We start from the raw sequence: 15,528 nt of genomic DNA on the forward strand, positions 1-15,528 counted from the left end.
CAACGCCTGGCTCATCCGGCTGCGGCGGAACGAGAGTCCGTCTCTTCGGTCATCAGGGAAGCGATGCGCACCACAGGCGAGCCGGGATGCGTCGGCGGCACCTGCCGGCCTTCCGGTGCGTCCTGCCGTGCCGTGCAGTGGTCGAGGCGGAGTTCGGACGACGTGCTCGCCGGCGGCCCATCGGCTGTTGGGCCCGCCTCATCCGCGAGGCAGTCACGCCGCGCCCGCGTGACGCCATGGCCGGGATCGATGTCACCCAGCCGCAGCACCGGGTACTCAACCGGGCAGCCGGTGGGCCCACGGCGCCCAGCCGCGAATCGGAACCGCGGCGAGACGCGGAGCGGCCTGGTAGGCGAGGGCGAGCAGATGAGGCCCCACGGCCCCACGGGTACTCTGCACACTCGACGGCTCCGATGTCCCGTGGGGCTCGGCGCAGAACGGGGAACCGACACATGTTCGCTCTGCTGGCGCTTCCCGCGCTGTTCGCCGTTCCCGTGTGGGTCGTCGCCGTCGTGTGCAGGCTGGTGTCCGTCGCACTGCCGGGGCGGCGGCCCGACTGGCGTGTGCGGCTGCCGCGTTGGGGGGCCGGAATGCTGGCGGCGGCCTCGGCGGGGCTCCTGGTGCTGGCGCTCGGTAACGCCGAGATGTCCGACCACGAGTCCCGGTCGGGGACGGACTCCTCCCCCGCGCCCGCCCGCCGCGACGCCGCGCCCGACCTCGTGGCCCGCCTCGTCGGCCACCGCATGTCCTACCTGCCCCCGGCCTTCGACTGCGTGCTCGACGACGGGACGACGTACCCGAGTTCGCCGAGTTACGCATGGCTCAACCATCTGGCCGCGGCCTCCGCCGTGGCGTCCGCGCTGCTCGCGGTGGGGGCGCGGTACGCCGGGGAGCGGCCGGAACCGGGACGGCGGAGTACGGCGCGGGGCACCGCGGCGAACTGACCGGTGGAGCGCCTTGGCCGGATGCGGTCCCCGGGTGAGTGGGCCGCCGTATAGTCCCGGGCCATGCCCGATTCCCTGGCCCGGCCCTCGCTCTGGCGCAACCCTCAGTTCGTCCTCCTGGCCTCGGCCCGGGTCGTTTCGGTGATGGGGAACGGTTTCGCCCGGGTGGCGCTCGCCTTCGCCGTCCTGTCCCTGCCGGGCGCGAGTCCGGGGCGGCTGTCGCTGGTGCTGGCCTGCCAGACCGTGCCCCAGTTGCTGTTCATCTTCTGGGGCGGCGTCCTCGCCGACCGCATGTCGCGGTCCCGGCTCATGGCGATGGCGGACGTCCTCGGCGCCGCCGCGTACGGCGGGCTGGCGGCGCTGGTGCTCGCCGGGCACGCGCCACTGTTCCTCCTCTGCGCGCTCACCGTGGCCGCCGGCACCGCCACAGCACTGTTCTCCCCCGCGATGGACGGTGCCGTGCCCCTGGTCGTGCCGGCCGCGCGGCTCCAGGAGGCCAACGGTCTGCTCCGGGTGGGCACCAACATCTCCCTGCTGCTGGGGCTCGCCCTGTCCGGTGTGGCGGTCGCCTCGATGGGCGCCGGCTGGGCGCTCGCCCTGAACGCGTTCTCCTTCGCGGTCAGCGCGGTCCTGACGTGGCTGCTGCGCATCGGCGAGCGTCCGCCGAGGGCGTCGTCGGGGTGGACGGACCTGCGGGAGGGCTGGCGGGAGTTCTCCTCACGCCAGTGGCTGTGGGTCGTCGTCGGCCAGTACACCCTCGTGGTGGCCGCGCTGAACGCCTTCGCGGGGGTGCTGGGCCCGCTGGCCACCCAGGACGGACGGGGCGGGGCGCGTGTCTGGTCGGTGATCGTCGCCGCGCAGGCACTCGGGGCCGTGGTGGGCGCGGGCCTGGCGGCCCGGGTGCGGGTGGGGCGGCCGGTCCTGGTCGCGGTGCTGGCGACGCTGCCGATGGCCGTGCCGATGGCCCTGATGGGGGCGGGGGCCCCGGTGTGGCTGATCGCGGCGGCGATGTTCGCCTCGGGGCTCTCGACGGACGTCTTCTCCGTCCTGTGGTCGACCACCATCCAGCGGGAGGTGCCGGAGGAGGTGCTGTCCCGGGTGATCTCGTACGACTGGTTCGGTTCCCTCGCCTTCGCGCCGCTGGGCCTGCTGGTGGCGGGCCCGGCCGCCGCGGTCTGGGGCACGGGCCCGGCCCTCGTCGTCTGTTCCGGCGTGATCGTCGTCGCCACGCTGGGGGCTCTGGCCGCCCCACAGGTTCGCGGGCTCCGCACCCGCGTCCCGCACGATGGCCCCGTGCCCCTGTCGCCGGGCTCCGCGGACGCCCGGCCCGCGGGTGGCGAGGCGGTGGGCTGACGGGACGGGGGCGGCCCTCTCAGCGGCGGTGGACGGTGACCGCGTAGCCGCCGTTGTCGTAGGGGTCGGCGTCCCAGGTGGCGAACCGGTCGACGAGGGTGAGGCCGGCCGCGGCGCAGTGGTCGTCGTACTGGGCCAGGGTGAGGCCGGGCGGGACGGGCAGGTGGGCCTCGTCGAGGCCGAAGCCGGCGACGAACAGGCCACCGGGGCGCAGCACGGAGGCGAGTCGGCGAACTACCTCGGCCTCGGTACCGGGGGCGAGCAGCGGGAGCACGTTGCCCGCGGCGACGACGAGGTCGAAGTCGGCCGTGATTCCGAGCCGGTCCGGGTCGAAACCGGCGAGGTCGGCCTGGTGCCAGGGAAGTTCCGGGGCCTGCTCGCGGGCGACGGCGAGCATGGAGGCGTCGAGGTCCACGCCGACGCAGTCGTGACCGAGCTGGGCGAGCCGGATCATGACCCGCCCCGTACCACACCCGGCGTCGAGCACCCGGGCACCGTCGGGCAGGAGAGCGGCGCAGAACCGTGCCTCGCCGTGCGTGTCCTTGCCGCTGCGGGCCAGCTCCGCGAACCGTTCCGCGTAGTCCTGCCCGGACGTCTCTCCGGTGAGCTGCCTCCATCGACTCATGGCGCCACTATAAGACGTCGTCTCCTTGGGGGAGTTCCCGATTCCGCGGCCGTGGGGATCGTAGAGCGCTTGGTGCCGGGCGGGTTGTGGGAGATGTTCCAGCGGGTGGTGCCGCCCGCCCCGACACGGCCAGAGGGCGGCGGCCGACGCCGCTACGCGGCCGGGAGGTGCCGGCCGCGATCGTGTTCGTGGCCACGTCCGGGTGCACCTGGACGCCGCTGCCGCCGTCGTTCGGGCACTCCGGGCCGACCGTCCACCGCCGGTTCACCGAGTGGACCCACGCCCGGGTCTGGGCCAGGCCGCACCGCCTGGTGCTGGACGAGTTCGGGTGTGGTGAGCGGGACTGGTCCCGGTGCGCGGTCGACTCGGTCGCCTCGCCGCATGAGACGACGTCTTACCCCCGGCGACGCAGTCACCGGGCGAGGCGCTCCCCGCCCTACGAGGACCGGTCCGTGACGCCCCGGTTCCGTGACCGGCCTCGTTCGACACGACGGGAACTCTGGGCCGGCATCGGAGTCAGGGCCGAGCCGCGGGCACAGGTCCGGGGCCGCCTCCCGGCAGGAGCCCGGGTGTGTTCGGTGCGGGTGTGGGCTGTGCCGTTTTCCGGAGGCGGGCGGGGGAGAGTTTGAGACACCCCGTACGCTTAGGCGAGCCTTAGCTAAGTGATACGGGGAAGGGTTTATGTCAGGAGCCGCAAGACGCCGCTTCGGGTGGCTGGTCGCCATCCTTCTCCTGTTGTTGCTGGCGGTGCTGCTCAGTCTCGCGGTGGGCAGTCGCGCGGTGGCCCCCTCGGTGGTCTGGGACGCCCTGCTGCACGGCGGGACCAGCGCCGACGCGCAGGTCGTACGGTCGATGCGGGTGCCGCGGACGGTCATCGGGGTGATGGTCGGGGCCGCGCTCGCCGTTGCCGGATTGGTTCTGCAGGGGATCACCCGCAACCCCATCGCGGAGCCCGGCATCCTGGGCATCAGCCAGGGGGCATCGATGGGCGTCGTCTGCGCCATCGCCTTTCTCGGGGTGCACAGCCTGACCGGGTATGTCTGGTACGCGTTCGTGGGCGCGGGTGTCGCGGCGGTCCTGATCTACGCCGTCGCCAGCAGTGGGCGGGGTGGGGCGTCGCCGGTCAAGCTGGCGCTGGCGGGTGCCGCGATGAACGCGTTCCTCGCCTCGCTGATCTCGGCCATCCTCACCACCAACGCTCGCGCCCTGGACGAGTTCCGGTTCTGGGACGTTGGTTCCCTCAGCGGCAGGGACGCCACGATCGCCGGGCAGGTCTGGCCGTTCCTCCTCGCCGGCCTGCTGCTGGTGCTGGCCATGGCGCGCGGCCTCGACGCGCTCGCGCTCGGTGACGACATGGCCCGGGGCCTCGGTCGCAACGTCGCACTGCTGCGGGCGACCGGCGCCCTGGGCGCGACCATCCTGACCGGCGCCGCGGTCGCCGCGGCCGGTCCCATCGCCTTCATCGGTCTCGCCGTGCCGCACATGGCCCGCGCCCTCGTCGGACCGGGCCACCGCTGGCTGTTGCCCGTGGCCGCGCTGCTCGGGCCGGTGATGCTGCTGCTGGCGGACGTGCTCGGACGGGTCGTGGTGCGGCCCGCTGAGGTGCCCGTGGCCGTGATGACCGCGCTGGCCGGTGTGCCGTTCCTGGTCGTGCTGGTCCGCCGGAAGACGGTGGCGGCATGACGCGGATCGGTCACGGGGAGCGCGCGACGCACCGGGAGCAGGCACAACATGCCGGACGCGGCGGACACGATGCCGCCGGCGACGCCGGGGGCGGGCGTCCGCGTGCCCGGCCCGCCGGGCACGTCGTGCTGCGGGCCGGGCGGGGCAGTTTCCTGGTGCACCGCAGGGCCCTGGTGGTGGGTGTCGTCCTCACCGTGCTGCTCGCGGGTGCCGTGGTGGCGTCGCTGTGCGTCGGTGAGTCGTTCGTCGCGCCGGGCGAGGTGGTCCGCGTCCTGCTGGGATTGCCCAGCCCCGACCAACTGGTGGTCGGCACGCTGCGGCTGCCGCGCCTGGTGACCGGGCTGCTGGTGGGCATCGCCTTCGGCCTGTCCGGCGCGCTGATCCAGACCATGGCTCGCAACCCGCTCGCCAGCCCGGACGTCATCGGCGTTACGCACGGCGCGGGTGCGGCGACGGTCGCCGCGATGACGTTCGGGCTCGCCTCGCACGCCGTTCTGCCCTACGTGTCCGTGGCGGGCGGTCTGCTCGCCGCGCTGCTCGTCTACCTGTTCGCCTGGCGGGGTGGGGTGGCCGCCTCCCGCTTCGTCCTGATCGGCATCGGCATCTCGGTGGCACTCGGTTCGCTGACCCGGCTGCTGGTGACCAAGGGCGACTATCTGGTCGCCCAGCAGGCCAAGACCTGGCTCACCGGATCACTCAACGGTCGCGGTTACGACCAGGCGGCACCGCTCGCGACGGTCCTGGTGCTGCTGGTGCCGTTCCTGCTGTGGGCGGCCCGCGCGCAGCGCGGCTCGGCGTTCGACGACGACACGGCCACCGCCCTCGGTATCCGGCTCGGCCGCGTCCGGGTCGGGCTCAGCGTCCTCGGTGTCGTGCTGGCGTCCGTCGCGACCGGGGCGGCGGGCCCCGTCGACTTCGTGGCCCTGCTCGCCCCGCAGATCGCCCGCCGGCTCACCCGCGCTTCGCACATTCCGCTGGTGTGCTCCGCGCTGATGGGCGCACTGATCGTGGTCGTCGGGGATCTGCTGGCCCGCAGGCTCCTCTCGCCGCTGGAGCTTCCGGTCGGCGTGTTCACAGCCCTGGTGGGCGCCCCCTATCTGATGTGGCTGATCGTCCGCACCCGTAGCAGCCGTTCCGGAGGAACCGCGTGACTGGCAACCATTCCCCTGCCCCGGGGCCCTCCCGCCTCGCCGCGCGGGGGCTCACCCTCGCCTACGAGGACCGTACGGTCGTCGAGGAGCTGGACCTGGACGTCCCGGACGGTGAGGTCACCGTCATCGTGGGCCCCAACGCCTGCGGCAAGTCCACTTTGCTGCGCGCCCTGGGCCGGCTGCTGAAGCCGCGGCGCGGGGCCGTCCTGCTGGACGGAACCGAACTGGCCCGCCTGCCCACCAAGAGGATCGCCCAGGTGATCGGACTGCTGCCGCAGACCCCGGTGCCGCCGGAGGGGATCACGGTCGGGGATCTGGTCGCGCGCGGGCGCCAGCCGCACCAGAAGTGGTGGCAGCAGTGGTCCGAGACGGACGAGACGTCCGTCTCGGAGGCGATGGAGCGCACCGGGACCTCCGGTCTCGCCGAGCGTCCGGTCGACGAGCTGTCGGGCGGGCAGCGCCAGCGGGTGTGGATCGCCATGGCGCTCGCCCAGGACACCGATCTGCTGCTGCTCGACGAGCCGACGACGTATCTGGACATCGCCCATCAGGTGGAGGTCCTGGACCTGGTGCGCCGGCTCAACCGGGAACGCGGCCGGACGGTGGTGGCGGTGCTGCACGACCTGAACCAGGCGGCGCGCTATGCCGACCATCTGATCGCCATGCGGGCGGGGAGGATCGTCGCGCAGGGGGCGCCCGGCGACATCGTCACCGCCGAACTGGTCCAGGAGGTGTTCGGGCTGGCGTCGGTCATCGTGCCGGACCCGGTCACGGGCGGGCCCATGGTGGTACCCGGCCCTCCGCGGCCGGCGGACGGCACGAGCGCGGGCGAGGAGGGAGAAGCGACCGTCCCGGCAGCGCGGGATGCCGCCCGGTGACCCGTGAACCGGCCCCTCGACAATGAGCCGACCCGGCGGCATGTGAGCGGAAGCACACACCCTGAATGTATCGAGCACACAGGCTTCTCATAAGGTAAGGCTCACCTAAGACTTCTGTGGGTCCCCTGGGCTCTCGCCCTCGGCGTTCCCCGCGTTTCCCCTACTCCCTCTTCACGACAGGAGCCCTCCCCATGTCTGTCCGACGCCGCGGCACCGCTGCCGCAGCCCTCACTCTCGCCGCCGCACTCGCCCTGACAGCCTGCGGCGGATCCGCCGCCGACGGCGAGGGCACGGACGCCAAGTCCTCGGCCGAGGGCGGGGCGAGCGGCAAGAAGTCCGTCGCCCAGGGCGGGGAGGACTTCGGCGACGCGGCGAAGAAGACGGCCGCGATGGGCACCGACGCGGCACCGGGCGAGTGGCCGCGCACCATCACCCACGCCATGGGCACGACCGAGCTGAAGGCCCAGCCCAAGCGCGTGGTGGTCCTCGACGTCGGTGAACTCGACAACGTCGTGTCCCTGGGCATCAAGCCGGTCGGCCTCGCGCCCACCGAGGGCTCCCCCGCACTCCCGTCGTACCTGAGGAAGGACGCGGGCACCCCGAAGAACGTCGGCACGATCAACAGCCTCAACCTGGAGGCGATCGCCGCGCTCAAGCCCGACCTCATCCTCGGCAGCCAGCTCCGCGCCGCCGACAAGTACGACGAGCTGTCCCAGATCGCGCCGACCGTCTTCTCCCTCCGCCCCGGCTTCACCTGGAAGGAGAACTACCAGCTCAACGCCGCCGCCCTCGACAAGACCGCGCAGGCGAAGCAGAAACTCACGGCCTACGAGGAGAGGGCCGGCGCCCTCGGCAAGAAGCTCGGCGCCGACAAGCCGACCGTCTCGATGGTCCGTTACCTGCCCGACGGCGTCATCCGCCTGTACGCCAACGCCTCGTTCATCGGCACGATCCTCAAGGACGCCGGCATCCCCCGGCCGAAGAACCAGGACATCAACGACCTCGCCGCCGAGGTCAGCGCCGAGAACATCGACCAGGCCGACGCCGACTACATCTTCACCGGCGTTTACGGCGACCCGAAGGCCACCGACAAGTCCACGGCGCAGAACAACCCGCTCTGGAAGAGCCTCGGCGCCGTCAAGGCGGGGCACGCCTACGACGTCCCGGACGAGACCTGGTACCTCGGCCTCGGTGTGACGGCCGCCGAGGAAGTGCTCGCCGACCTGGAGGAGCACCTCACCAAGTAGGCCCGGCCGGGAGGACGGGATCGAGGAGGACGCCCGCGGGCGCCCGGCCCGGCCACGTGCTCGTCCGCTTCAGGGCTGGGACGGCCGACGCCCGCGGCAATGGCCGCGCGGCCGGGGCATCATCCCCCGCCTGGCCCGCCGCGGCCTCGAGTCCTCGGCCCACCTCGGACGACACCGCCGGCTCGTCGAGCGGTCGATGCCCTGGCCGGCCGGATGCCGCCGGCTTCACCGCCTCTACGAGCGCACGGCAGGCCACTTCCTCGCCGTCACCGGCATCGCCCGCGCCCTGATCCGCTCCCGCCGCCTCGCCACACGAGACGACGTCTGCATCGCGCCCTCACACCGGAAGCCGGCCCGCTACCGGCACGCGGACCCGGCCGGTCCGGCTCGACTCGTGGTGTGGCGCCCCAGAGGGGCGCCGCCGGGGCCCGTCCCGGGTATCGGTCCGACAGTGGTCCTACCCGTGCGCGCCTCCTGGGTCGGCTGCGCGACCGCGGACTCGCCGACGCGTGCGATGCCGCCGTACCGCGTGGTGGGTGCCGTTGTCCGAGGGGCCGACGTGGGCGGCGGGGATCGTCACGGTGCCGATACCGGCCGGCGCGGTGGTGCGTACCGGCGGGCGGGTGGCCGTCCTGTCCGGACCGTCCTCGTGAAGCCGCATGACGGAAACGAGGACCGCGGCCGTCGGCCGGGTCCTCGTCGTGGTACCGCTGTGGTGAGTGTCCGAGGGGGGACTTGAACCCCCACGCCCGATAAAGGGCACTAGCACCTCAAGCTAGCGCGTCTGCCATTCCGCCACCCGGACCAGGTGTCTGTCGCCGTTTCCCGGGGCGTTCCCCGCGGTGACGAAGACAACTGTACCAAGGTTTCGCAGTGCCTTTCACCTGCGTTTCCTTCGCTCCGGCGCCCGTCCCCGGTCTCTCCGCACGCGCCCCGGTCAGCTTCCTTCGCGTGCCGGCCGGATCCGGGCGTGGCCCCGGGCGGCAAGTGTCTTCAGGGGGTCACCGGGCGGGGCCGGGGCGGGGCGGCCGGGGAGCACCGTGTCGTCGAGGGTGATCTTGCCGTCGAGGGCCGTGAACGCGCCCCGGGCCGTCCGGGCGAGGGGGCTGATCTCGACGTGGAGGGCGTTCTCGCGCACGAGGACGCGCCAGAGCCGTATGAGGACGTCGACGGTGCGCGGGGGCAGTCCGGCGGCCCGCGCTATCCGGCAGGCCGCGGCGGCGGTCACGCCCTCGGCGGGGTCGACGGGGACGTGGGTGACGGCCTCGGGACGCTCGGCCGCCAGTTCCCCGATCTCCGTGCCGCCCTCGGCGGAGGCTGCGGCGAGGACGTGGCCGGCCGCGCGGTCCAGGACGTAGGAGACGCTGAACTCCCGGTCGATGTCGACGGCTTCGGCCAGCATCACGGAGTGCACGGGGTGGCCGTTGATCTCCATGCCGAGGATGCGGCGGGCCGCGCGTTCGGCGGCGGGCGGGTCGGCGGCGAGGCGTATGCCGCCGGCTCTGGCCCGGCCCCCCGTACGGACCTGCGCCTTGACGACGACACGCCCGCCGAGGCTCCGGGCGATCTCGCGTGCGCGTCGCGGCGTGTCGGTGACCTCGGCTCTGGGCACGACGATGCCGTACCGCGCGAAGAGCTCCCTCGCCTGGTGTTCGTACAGGTCCATCTCTGGCTCCTTGCCGGTGCGCCGCGCCGTCTCGGGGCCACCCCACCGGGCGCTTCGCGCACGAAAGTGGCGCACAACCCCTGGACACCACCCACCGGATGCGGGATAAACGAGCTTCATACAGTATGCGTCGACTGTATGCAATGTACGAGCCCGATGGGGGGCGGTTCATGAGATGAGCGAGAGCGGGGCCGGCCGACGGTGCGCGTCAGCCCGCCCCGAGACCCGTGCGCGCACGAAAGGACATGGACAGGGGGCGCTGGCCAGATCTTTCGAACGCAAGGGGTGTTGACCTACATGACAACCACGGATCTCACGACCTCGGTCCCCTTCCAGGAGGTGAGGGACCACAACGGCCGGGTGTACCGGATCGGCGAGTCCGACATCGACCTCATGGGACGACCTCGCAAGTGGATGGTCATCCTGCCCTGGGTCGGCATGATGGGCATCAGTTCCGCCGAGTACGCGTTCACGTCGGCGGAGGACACACTCCACAAGGCTCATCTGTGGAGCAGCGGGCACATCTTCTGGCTGATGGGCGTCTGGGTGTTCTTCCAGGCGGCCGTGGCCTTCCCGGCCGGGCAGTTGCGGGAGAGCGGCAAGCTCCCGGCCCGCACGGCGATGCTGCTCGGCGCGGTCGGAACCCTCCTGGGCTACCTGTCCCTGGCCTACGCGCCGCACGTGACCGTCGCCTACCTGGGCTTCGGCATGGGCAGCGGCATCGGCGCCGGTCTTGTCTACGCGACCTGCGTGAACATGGTCGGCAAGTGGTATCCGGAGCGCAAGGGCGGCAAGACGGGCTTCGTCAACGGCGGTTTCGCCTACGGCTCGGTCCCGTTCGTGTTCCTCTTCGCCTCCTACATGGACCTCGGCAACTACCGGGTGGTGCTCGCCTCGGTCGGCGTCTTCCTCTGTCTGGTGGTGGCGGTGGCCGGCTGGTTCTTCCGCGACCCGCCGAAGAACTGGTGGCCCTCGCACATCGACCCGCTGCGGCAGACCGACAACCCCAAGATCCGCCGGGCACTGGAGAAGAACCCGCCCGCCGTGAAGCAGTACACCCCGAGGGAGGCCGCGCGCACCCCCGTCCTGTGGATGATGTGGTTCTGTCTGCTCTGCACGGCCGGGATCAACATCTTCGGCATCGCCTTCCAGGTGCCGTTCGGCAAGGACATGGGCTTCGCGGGCGGCATCGTGGCGACGGCGATGTCCCTCAAGGCCATCGTCAACGGCACCGGGCGTGGCGTCATCGGCTGGATCTCCGACCGCTACGGCCGTCGCAACACGCTGATCATCGTCTGCGTGGTGCTGGGCAGCGCCCAGTACGGCGTGCTGATCTCCGGGCAGATGGGCGTCATGCCGTTCTTCCTGGTCTGCTCCATGATCTCCGGCTTCGGCGGCGGGGCGATCTTCCCGCTGTTCGCGGCGATGACGGCCGACTACTTCGGCGAGAACCACAACGCCACCAACTACGGCATGGTCTACAGCTCGAAGCTGATCTCCGGGCTGGTCGGCTCCGGGATGGGCGCGGTGGTCGTCTCCGTCTGGGACTACGAGGGGGCGTTCGTCCTGGCCGGTTCGATCGGGCTGGCCTCGGCGGTGCTGGCGGTGTTCCTGAAGGCCCCGGGCAGGTCGAAGGCGACACCGGCGGGCACGTCCGGCACCCGTGCCCTCGGGGAGGAGGGCGCGTGAGGTGACGCCGGGGCCGGCCGCACGCCGGACGGCCCCGCGACACGACGGCGGCCCTTCCCGAGGGCGTGTTCCACGCGCGCGGGGAGGGCCGCCGTCGTGTGCGGCCGGCGTGTGCCGCCCTCCTGTGCGGAAGGCCGATCCGGCCGCCGCTTCCGGTCCGCGTCCCGGCCCACGCTCTGCGGCCCACGGTGCCAGAACCACCGCACGGGGGGGGCGGCACGGGGGACACGGCACGGGGGACACGGCACGGGGGACACGGCACGAACGGCACGGCGTGCGGCCCGGCCTTCCGAGGAGCGGCGGGCCGGGCCGTCTCGCGGACGCGGTCTAGCGGCGGCGCCTGCGCAGGGCCGCCATGTTGTCGTAGCTGATCTTCGCGTAGCGCAGCGACTGGCCCGGGTCGGTGGCGCTCGGGGCGTTGTCGTCCTCGACCATCGGGTGGTGGTAGTCGCGCTCCCCCACCCGGGAGAAGAAGCCGGTGTAGTCGATGACGCCGGTGCCGAAGGGCACCATCTCGTACCCCATGCCGTTGGTCGTGGAGACGACGCCGTCCTTGGCGTGGAAGAGGGGGTAGCGCTTGTTGTGGCGGACGACGAGGCCGGCGGGGTCGAAGACGTTCCGCCGGGTGGAGCCGTCGTGCGCCGTGTAGGTGTGGAACTTGTACTGGGCGACGTGCGCCCAGAAGACGTCCATCTCCAGCCAGACGTACTTCGGGTCCGTGATGTCGAGGAAGTACTCCAGCTTGCGGATGCCGGAGCTGCGGGTGGGCCGGCCCTGGTCGTCCTTGGGGCCGCCGTCGAGCAGGAAGCCGTAGGCGCCGTCGTGGTTGTGGGTGTAGAGCTTGATGCCCTCCCGCCGGGCGATCCGGCCGAGGGTGTTCCACTTGTCGGCGGCCACGTCCCAGTCGGCGCGGTACGAGCTGCCGGTGGGGTCGCCTCCGGTGCCCATGTGGCCCATGCCGAGGATGTTGGCCATCTCCAGGTGTTTCTTGAAGGTGTCCAGGTCGGCGGTGGTCAGCGGCCAGGAGGGCGGGATGAAGCCGTGGTTGCCCTGGGCGCGCAGTCCGTACTCGTCGAGCCAGCGGCGCAGCAGCTTGGCGCCCTCGACGGACTCCAGGCCGGCCCCGCCGGGGGCGTTGGGGTGCTGTCCGTAGCCGGCGAACTCGACCTGGCGGTAGCCGAAGCGGGCGAGCTGGCGGAAGACCTCGCGGAAGCCGGAGGGCAGGTCGGTGGTGAGGGGGTCGCGGCCGGTGGCGTCGCGGACGGTGTAGAGGATGATGCCGCGCCTGGCGGCGGGGACGAGGACGTCCTTGGCGTCGCCGCGGCCGTGGCCGTGGCCCTGGTCGTCGTGGTCCTGGCCCTGGTCTCCGCCACCGTGGGCCAGGGCGGGGCCGGCGCCGAAGACGGGGGCGGCGATGGCGCCGGCCGCGACGGCGGTGCAGGTGCCGAGGAGACGTCTGCGGTCGATGCCGAGGGCGCGGCGCAGGCCGTCGTCCACTCCTGCGGCGGCGCCGTCGGGGGCGGGTCCGTCCGGGGTGGCGTCGGTGCGGGACGGGTCGGGGTACGGGGTCACGAGTGCCTGCCTTCCGTGTCGTGGCCCGTCCCGATGCCTCGGGGGCGCTGGGGAGCGGGCCGTTGTCAGTGCCGCGTGTTTCACTCTCTGTAGCGGGATTCCGGCGGAGTTCACGGATCGTGAGTCCGTCGTGGCGGTACGGCGCGGCGGTGCGGGCCGTGGTGTCAGCCGAGTCCGGCGAGCCCGAGCAGGAGTTGTTTGACGTCGGTGGCCGCGACGCGGTCGCCGAGGGAGCGGGGGGTGGAGCAGATGAGGAGAGGACCGTCGTCGTCGCTCGCGGGGAGGCGGCCGTGGCTTCCCCGGATGGGTGAGGCGTCCAGGGGCACGACCGCCATGCGGTAGCGCATACCGAGCTTCTTGCGGGCGAGTGCCGTGGCCGCCTTGACCTTCACGTAGGGGTCGTGGGGGTCCATGAAGAGTTCGACCGGGTCGTAGCCGGGTTTGCGGTGGATCTCGACGAGTTGCGCGAAGTCGGGGGCGCGGGCGTCATCGAGCCAGTAGTAGTACGTGAACCAGGCGTCGGGTTCGGCGACGGCGACGAGTTCGCCGGCGCGGGGGTGGTCGAGTCGGTGGGCCTTCTTGCCCGCGTCGTCGAGGAGCCGTTCGATGCCGGGGAGCCCGTCGAGGGCGGCGCGGACGGCGTCGAGGTCCTCGGGGCGGCGCACGTAGACGTGGGCGATCTGGTGGTCGGCGACGGCGAAGGCGCGGGAGGCCATCGGGTCGAGGTACTCCATGCCGTCCTGCGTGTGCACCTCGAGGAGGCCGGCGCGGCGCAGGGCGCGGTTGATGTCCACGGGCCGGCTGACGGGGGTGATGCCGTACTCGGAGAGGACGACGACGGTACGGCCCTCGGCGCGGGCGTCGTCCAGGAGCGGGGCCATGGCCGCGTCGAGGTCGGCGGCGGCGCGAAGGGAGCGGGGGTCGTCGGGGCCGTACCGCTGGAGGTCGTAGTCGAGGTGGGGGAGGTAACAGAGGGTCAGGTCGGGTCGGCGGGTGCGCTGGATGTGGCGGGTGGCGTCGATGATCCACTGGCTGGAGACGAGGTCCGCGCCGGGTCCCCAGAAGTGGAAGAGGGGGAAGGTGCCGAGCTTGGCGGTGAGTTCGTCGTGGAGGTCCGGGGGGCGGGTGTAGCAGTCGGGTTCCTTGCGGCCGTCGGCGTAGTAGACCGGACGGGGGGTGACGGTGATGTCGGTGTCGGCGCCCATCGCGTACCACCAGCAGATGTTGGCGACGGTGTAGCCGGGGTGGGCGCGGCGGGCGGCGTCCCAGAGCCGGTCGCCGGAGACGAGGCCGTTGTGCTGGCGCCAGAGGAGCACGTCGCCGAGTTCGCGGAAGTACCAGCCGTTGCCGACGATGCCGTGCCCGGACGGGGGGAGGCCGGTGAGGAAGGTGGTCTGGGCGGCGCAGGTGACGGCGGGCAGGACGGTGCCGAGGGGGGCGTGGGAGCCGGACCGGGAGAGGGCCTTGAGGTGGGGCATGTGGTCGAGGAGGCGGGGGGTGAGGCCGACGACGTCCAGGACCAGGAGGGGGGTGGGTCGGTCGGGCCGGGTCATGGCAGTTCCTTGAGGCCGAGGTCGGTCAGCAGGTCGCGGGCGAGGGTGAGTTCGGCGGCGATCCCCTCGGTGAGCTGGGCGCGGGCGCGGGGCCGCAGTTCGGGTGGGAGGGCCTGCCAGGTGTAGGTCTCGACCTCCAGGTGGCGGGTGAGCGGGTGGGGGCCGCCGACGAGGCGGGCCAGGGCGGTCCGCAGGACGGGGAGGGTGGAGGTGAGCGGTGCGGCGGGGGGCGCGTGGAGGGGGACGTGGAAGTGGGAGCGCCAGGGCGCGGTGTCGGGCAGGGCGCCGCCCTTGACGGCCTCGGCGAGGTCGTCGGTGCCCTGCCGGCCGGCGGCCGTGACGGTGCGGGTCTGGTGCAGGAAGCGGGGTTCGGCGAAGGCGGCGAGCGCCTCGCGGACCTCGGGGAGATGGGGGTGTTCTGCGTGCAGGGCGGCGGAGAGCTGGGACTTGACGAGGGGGATGCCGGCCGCGGTGAGGGCGTCCACGGCGGTGTGCGGGTCCTCGAAGGAGGTGGCGAGGTGGCAGGTGTCGACGCAGATGCCGATGCGGTCGTGCCCGATGGCGGTGAGGGGGGCGATGGCGTCGCCGGTGGTCTCGACGACGCATCCGGGTTCGGGTTCGAGGCCGACGCGGATGGAGCGGCCGGTGAGTTCGGCGAGGGCGTCGAGGCGTTCGGCGAGGGTGAGGAGGGCGGTGCGGGACTTCTCGGCGCGGGTGTCGTCGTAGGCGGTGCGCCAGGCGAGCGGGAGGGTGGAGATGGTGCCGTCGGTGACGTCGTCGGGCAGGAGGCCGGCGAGGACGCGGGCCAGGGAGGTGGTGTGGTCGAGGCGTTCGGGGTCGGCCCAGTCGGGCCGGTAGACGCGGTACTTGACCTCTTCGGCGCCGAAGCCCTGGTAGGGGAAGCCGTTGAGGGTGACGACCTCCAGTCCGCGCCGGTCGAGTTCGGTGCGCAGCCGGCGCAGCGCGGAGGGGTCGGTGACCAGGGCGTGGGCGGCGTCGTGGGCGAGCCACAGGCCGATGCCGAGCCGGTCGCGGCCGAGGCGGCGGCGGACGGGCTCGCAGTGGTCGCGGAGCTGGGCGAGGACGCCGTCGAGGGTTTCGGCGGGGTGGACGTTGGTGCAGTAGGCGAGGTGGACGGTGGTGCCGTCGGGGTGCCGGAAGCGCATG

11 protein-coding genes, 1 tRNA gene and 2 pseudogenes are annotated in these 15,528 nt (G+C 72.5%); 8 read left to right on the plus strand and 6 right to left on the minus strand.

Going from position 1 to position 15,528, the window contains the following annotated elements; genetic code table 11:
- Window positions 1-452: 452 nt before the first annotated feature.
- Window positions 453-944, plus strand: coding sequence for a hypothetical protein (locus tag VM636_RS03390; RefSeq protein WP_338483172.1), 492 nt, complete (start codon window positions 453-455; stop codon window positions 942-944).
- A 63-nt stretch (window positions 945-1,007) separates the two neighbouring features.
- Complete coding sequence (locus VM636_RS03395; protein ID WP_078855746.1) at window positions 1,008-2,297, plus strand: MFS transporter; 1,290 nt, start codon at window positions 1,008-1,010, stop codon at window positions 2,295-2,297.
- A 19-nt stretch (window positions 2,298-2,316) separates the two neighbouring features.
- On the opposite strand, the gene VM636_RS03400 is transcribed toward VM636_RS03395, so the two are convergent.
- Window positions 2,317-2,922 carry a class I SAM-dependent methyltransferase gene (locus tag VM636_RS03400; RefSeq protein ID WP_030418851.1) on the minus strand — a complete coding sequence of 202 codons (606 nt, stop codon included), beginning with the start codon at window positions 2,920-2,922 and terminating at the stop codon, window positions 2,317-2,319.
- Between the two features lie 93 nt (window positions 2,923-3,015).
- On the opposite strand from VM636_RS03400, the pseudogene VM636_RS03405 reads away from it, so the two are divergent.
- The 5 genes and pseudogenes from VM636_RS03405 to VM636_RS03425 all read left to right on the plus strand — a co-directional run.
- Window positions 3,016-3,296: pseudogene (locus VM636_RS03405) on the plus strand (transposase); the annotation flags it as partial.
- Between the two features lie 307 nt (window positions 3,297-3,603).
- Window positions 3,604-4,605 carry an iron ABC transporter permease gene (locus tag VM636_RS03410; protein WP_053914205.1) on the plus strand — a complete coding sequence of 334 codons (1,002 nt, stop codon included), beginning with the start codon at window positions 3,604-3,606 and terminating at the stop codon, window positions 4,603-4,605.
- Complete coding sequence (locus VM636_RS03415; protein ID WP_078855745.1) at window positions 4,602-5,756, plus strand: iron ABC transporter permease; 1,155 nt, start codon at window positions 4,602-4,604, stop codon at window positions 5,754-5,756. Before VM636_RS03410 ends, VM636_RS03415 begins: the two co-directional genes overlap by 4 nt.
- On the plus strand, window positions 5,753-6,634 hold the full coding sequence (locus VM636_RS03420) for an ABC transporter ATP-binding protein (protein WP_051821209.1): 882 nt from the start codon (window positions 5,753-5,755) through the stop codon (window positions 6,632-6,634). Before VM636_RS03415 ends, VM636_RS03420 begins: the two co-directional genes overlap by 4 nt.
- Window positions 6,635-6,825: 191 nt before the next feature.
- Complete coding sequence (locus VM636_RS03425) at window positions 6,826-7,881, plus strand: iron-siderophore ABC transporter substrate-binding protein (RefSeq protein ID WP_338483175.1); 1,056 nt, start codon at window positions 6,826-6,828, stop codon at window positions 7,879-7,881.
- Between the two features lie 720 nt (window positions 7,882-8,601).
- Here VM636_RS03425 and VM636_RS03430 read toward each other — a convergent pair.
- Window positions 8,602-8,686: transfer RNA gene (locus VM636_RS03430), tRNA-Leu, on the minus strand.
- A gap of 237 nt (window positions 8,687-8,923) precedes the next feature.
- Window positions 8,924-9,547 (minus strand): annotated as a pseudogene (locus tag VM636_RS03435) (ATP-grasp domain-containing protein); the annotation flags it as partial.
- A 297-nt stretch (window positions 9,548-9,844) separates the two neighbouring features.
- Between VM636_RS03435 and VM636_RS03440 the strand changes: the two are divergent.
- Complete coding sequence (locus VM636_RS03440; protein ID WP_030418838.1) at window positions 9,845-11,236, plus strand: OFA family MFS transporter; 1,392 nt, start codon at window positions 9,845-9,847, stop codon at window positions 11,234-11,236.
- Between the two features lie 327 nt (window positions 11,237-11,563).
- On the opposite strand, the gene VM636_RS03445 is transcribed toward VM636_RS03440, so the two are convergent.
- The 3 genes from VM636_RS03445 to eboE all read right to left on the minus strand — a co-directional run bounded on the left by VM636_RS03445 (window position 11,564) and on the right by eboE (window position 15,527).
- Window positions 11,564-12,733: a sugar phosphate isomerase/epimerase family protein gene (locus tag VM636_RS03445; protein WP_030418837.1), complete on the minus strand. Its 1,170-nt coding sequence runs from the start codon at window positions 12,731-12,733 to the stop codon at window positions 11,564-11,566.
- 239 nt (window positions 12,734-12,972) lie between these two features.
- On the minus strand, window positions 12,973-14,361 hold the full coding sequence (locus VM636_RS03450) for a nucleotide pyrophosphatase/phosphodiesterase family protein (protein ID WP_030418836.1): 1,389 nt from the start codon (window positions 14,359-14,361) through the stop codon (window positions 12,973-12,975).
- Entirely contained in the window at window positions 14,358-15,527 is a 1,170-nt protein-coding gene (gene eboE, locus VM636_RS03455) for a metabolite traffic protein EboE (protein ID WP_030418835.1), read from the minus strand. The genes VM636_RS03450 and eboE overlap by 4 nt, the downstream gene beginning before the upstream one ends.
- Window position 15,528: the final 1 nt, after the last annotated feature.

The organism is Streptomyces sp. SCSIO 75703 (genome assembly GCF_036607905.1).
Classification (GTDB): domain Bacteria; phylum Actinomycetota; class Actinomycetes; order Streptomycetales; family Streptomycetaceae; genus Streptomyces.

What these genes read in the sequence shown, in the direction of transcription:
- VM636_RS03390 (WP_338483172.1), top strand. Translation starts at nt 453, where the DNA reads ATGTTCGCTCTGCTGGCGCTTCCCGCGCTGTTCGCCGTTCCCGTGTGG.
- VM636_RS03395 (WP_078855746.1), top strand. Translation starts at nt 1,008, where the DNA reads ATGCCCGATTCCCTGGCCCGGCCCTCGCTCTGGCGCAACCCTCAGTTC.
- VM636_RS03400 (WP_030418851.1), bottom strand. Translation starts at nt 2,922, where the DNA reads ATGAGTCGATGGAGGCAGCTCACCGGAGAGACGTCCGGGCAGGACTAC.
- VM636_RS03410 (WP_053914205.1), top strand. Translation starts at nt 3,604, where the DNA reads ATGTCAGGAGCCGCAAGACGCCGCTTCGGGTGGCTGGTCGCCATCCTT.
- VM636_RS03415 (WP_078855745.1), top strand. Translation starts at nt 4,602, where the DNA reads ATGACGCGGATCGGTCACGGGGAGCGCGCGACGCACCGGGAGCAGGCA.
- VM636_RS03425 (WP_338483175.1), top strand. Translation starts at nt 6,826, where the DNA reads ATGTCTGTCCGACGCCGCGGCACCGCTGCCGCAGCCCTCACTCTCGCC.
- VM636_RS03440 (WP_030418838.1), top strand. Translation starts at nt 9,845, where the DNA reads ATGACAACCACGGATCTCACGACCTCGGTCCCCTTCCAGGAGGTGAGG.
- VM636_RS03450 (WP_030418836.1), bottom strand. Translation starts at nt 14,361, where the DNA reads ATGACCCGGCCCGACCGACCCACCCCCCTCCTGGTCCTGGACGTCGTC.
- eboE (WP_030418835.1), bottom strand. Translation starts at nt 15,527, where the DNA reads ATGCGCTTCCGGCACCCCGACGGCACCACCGTCCACCTCGCCTACTGC.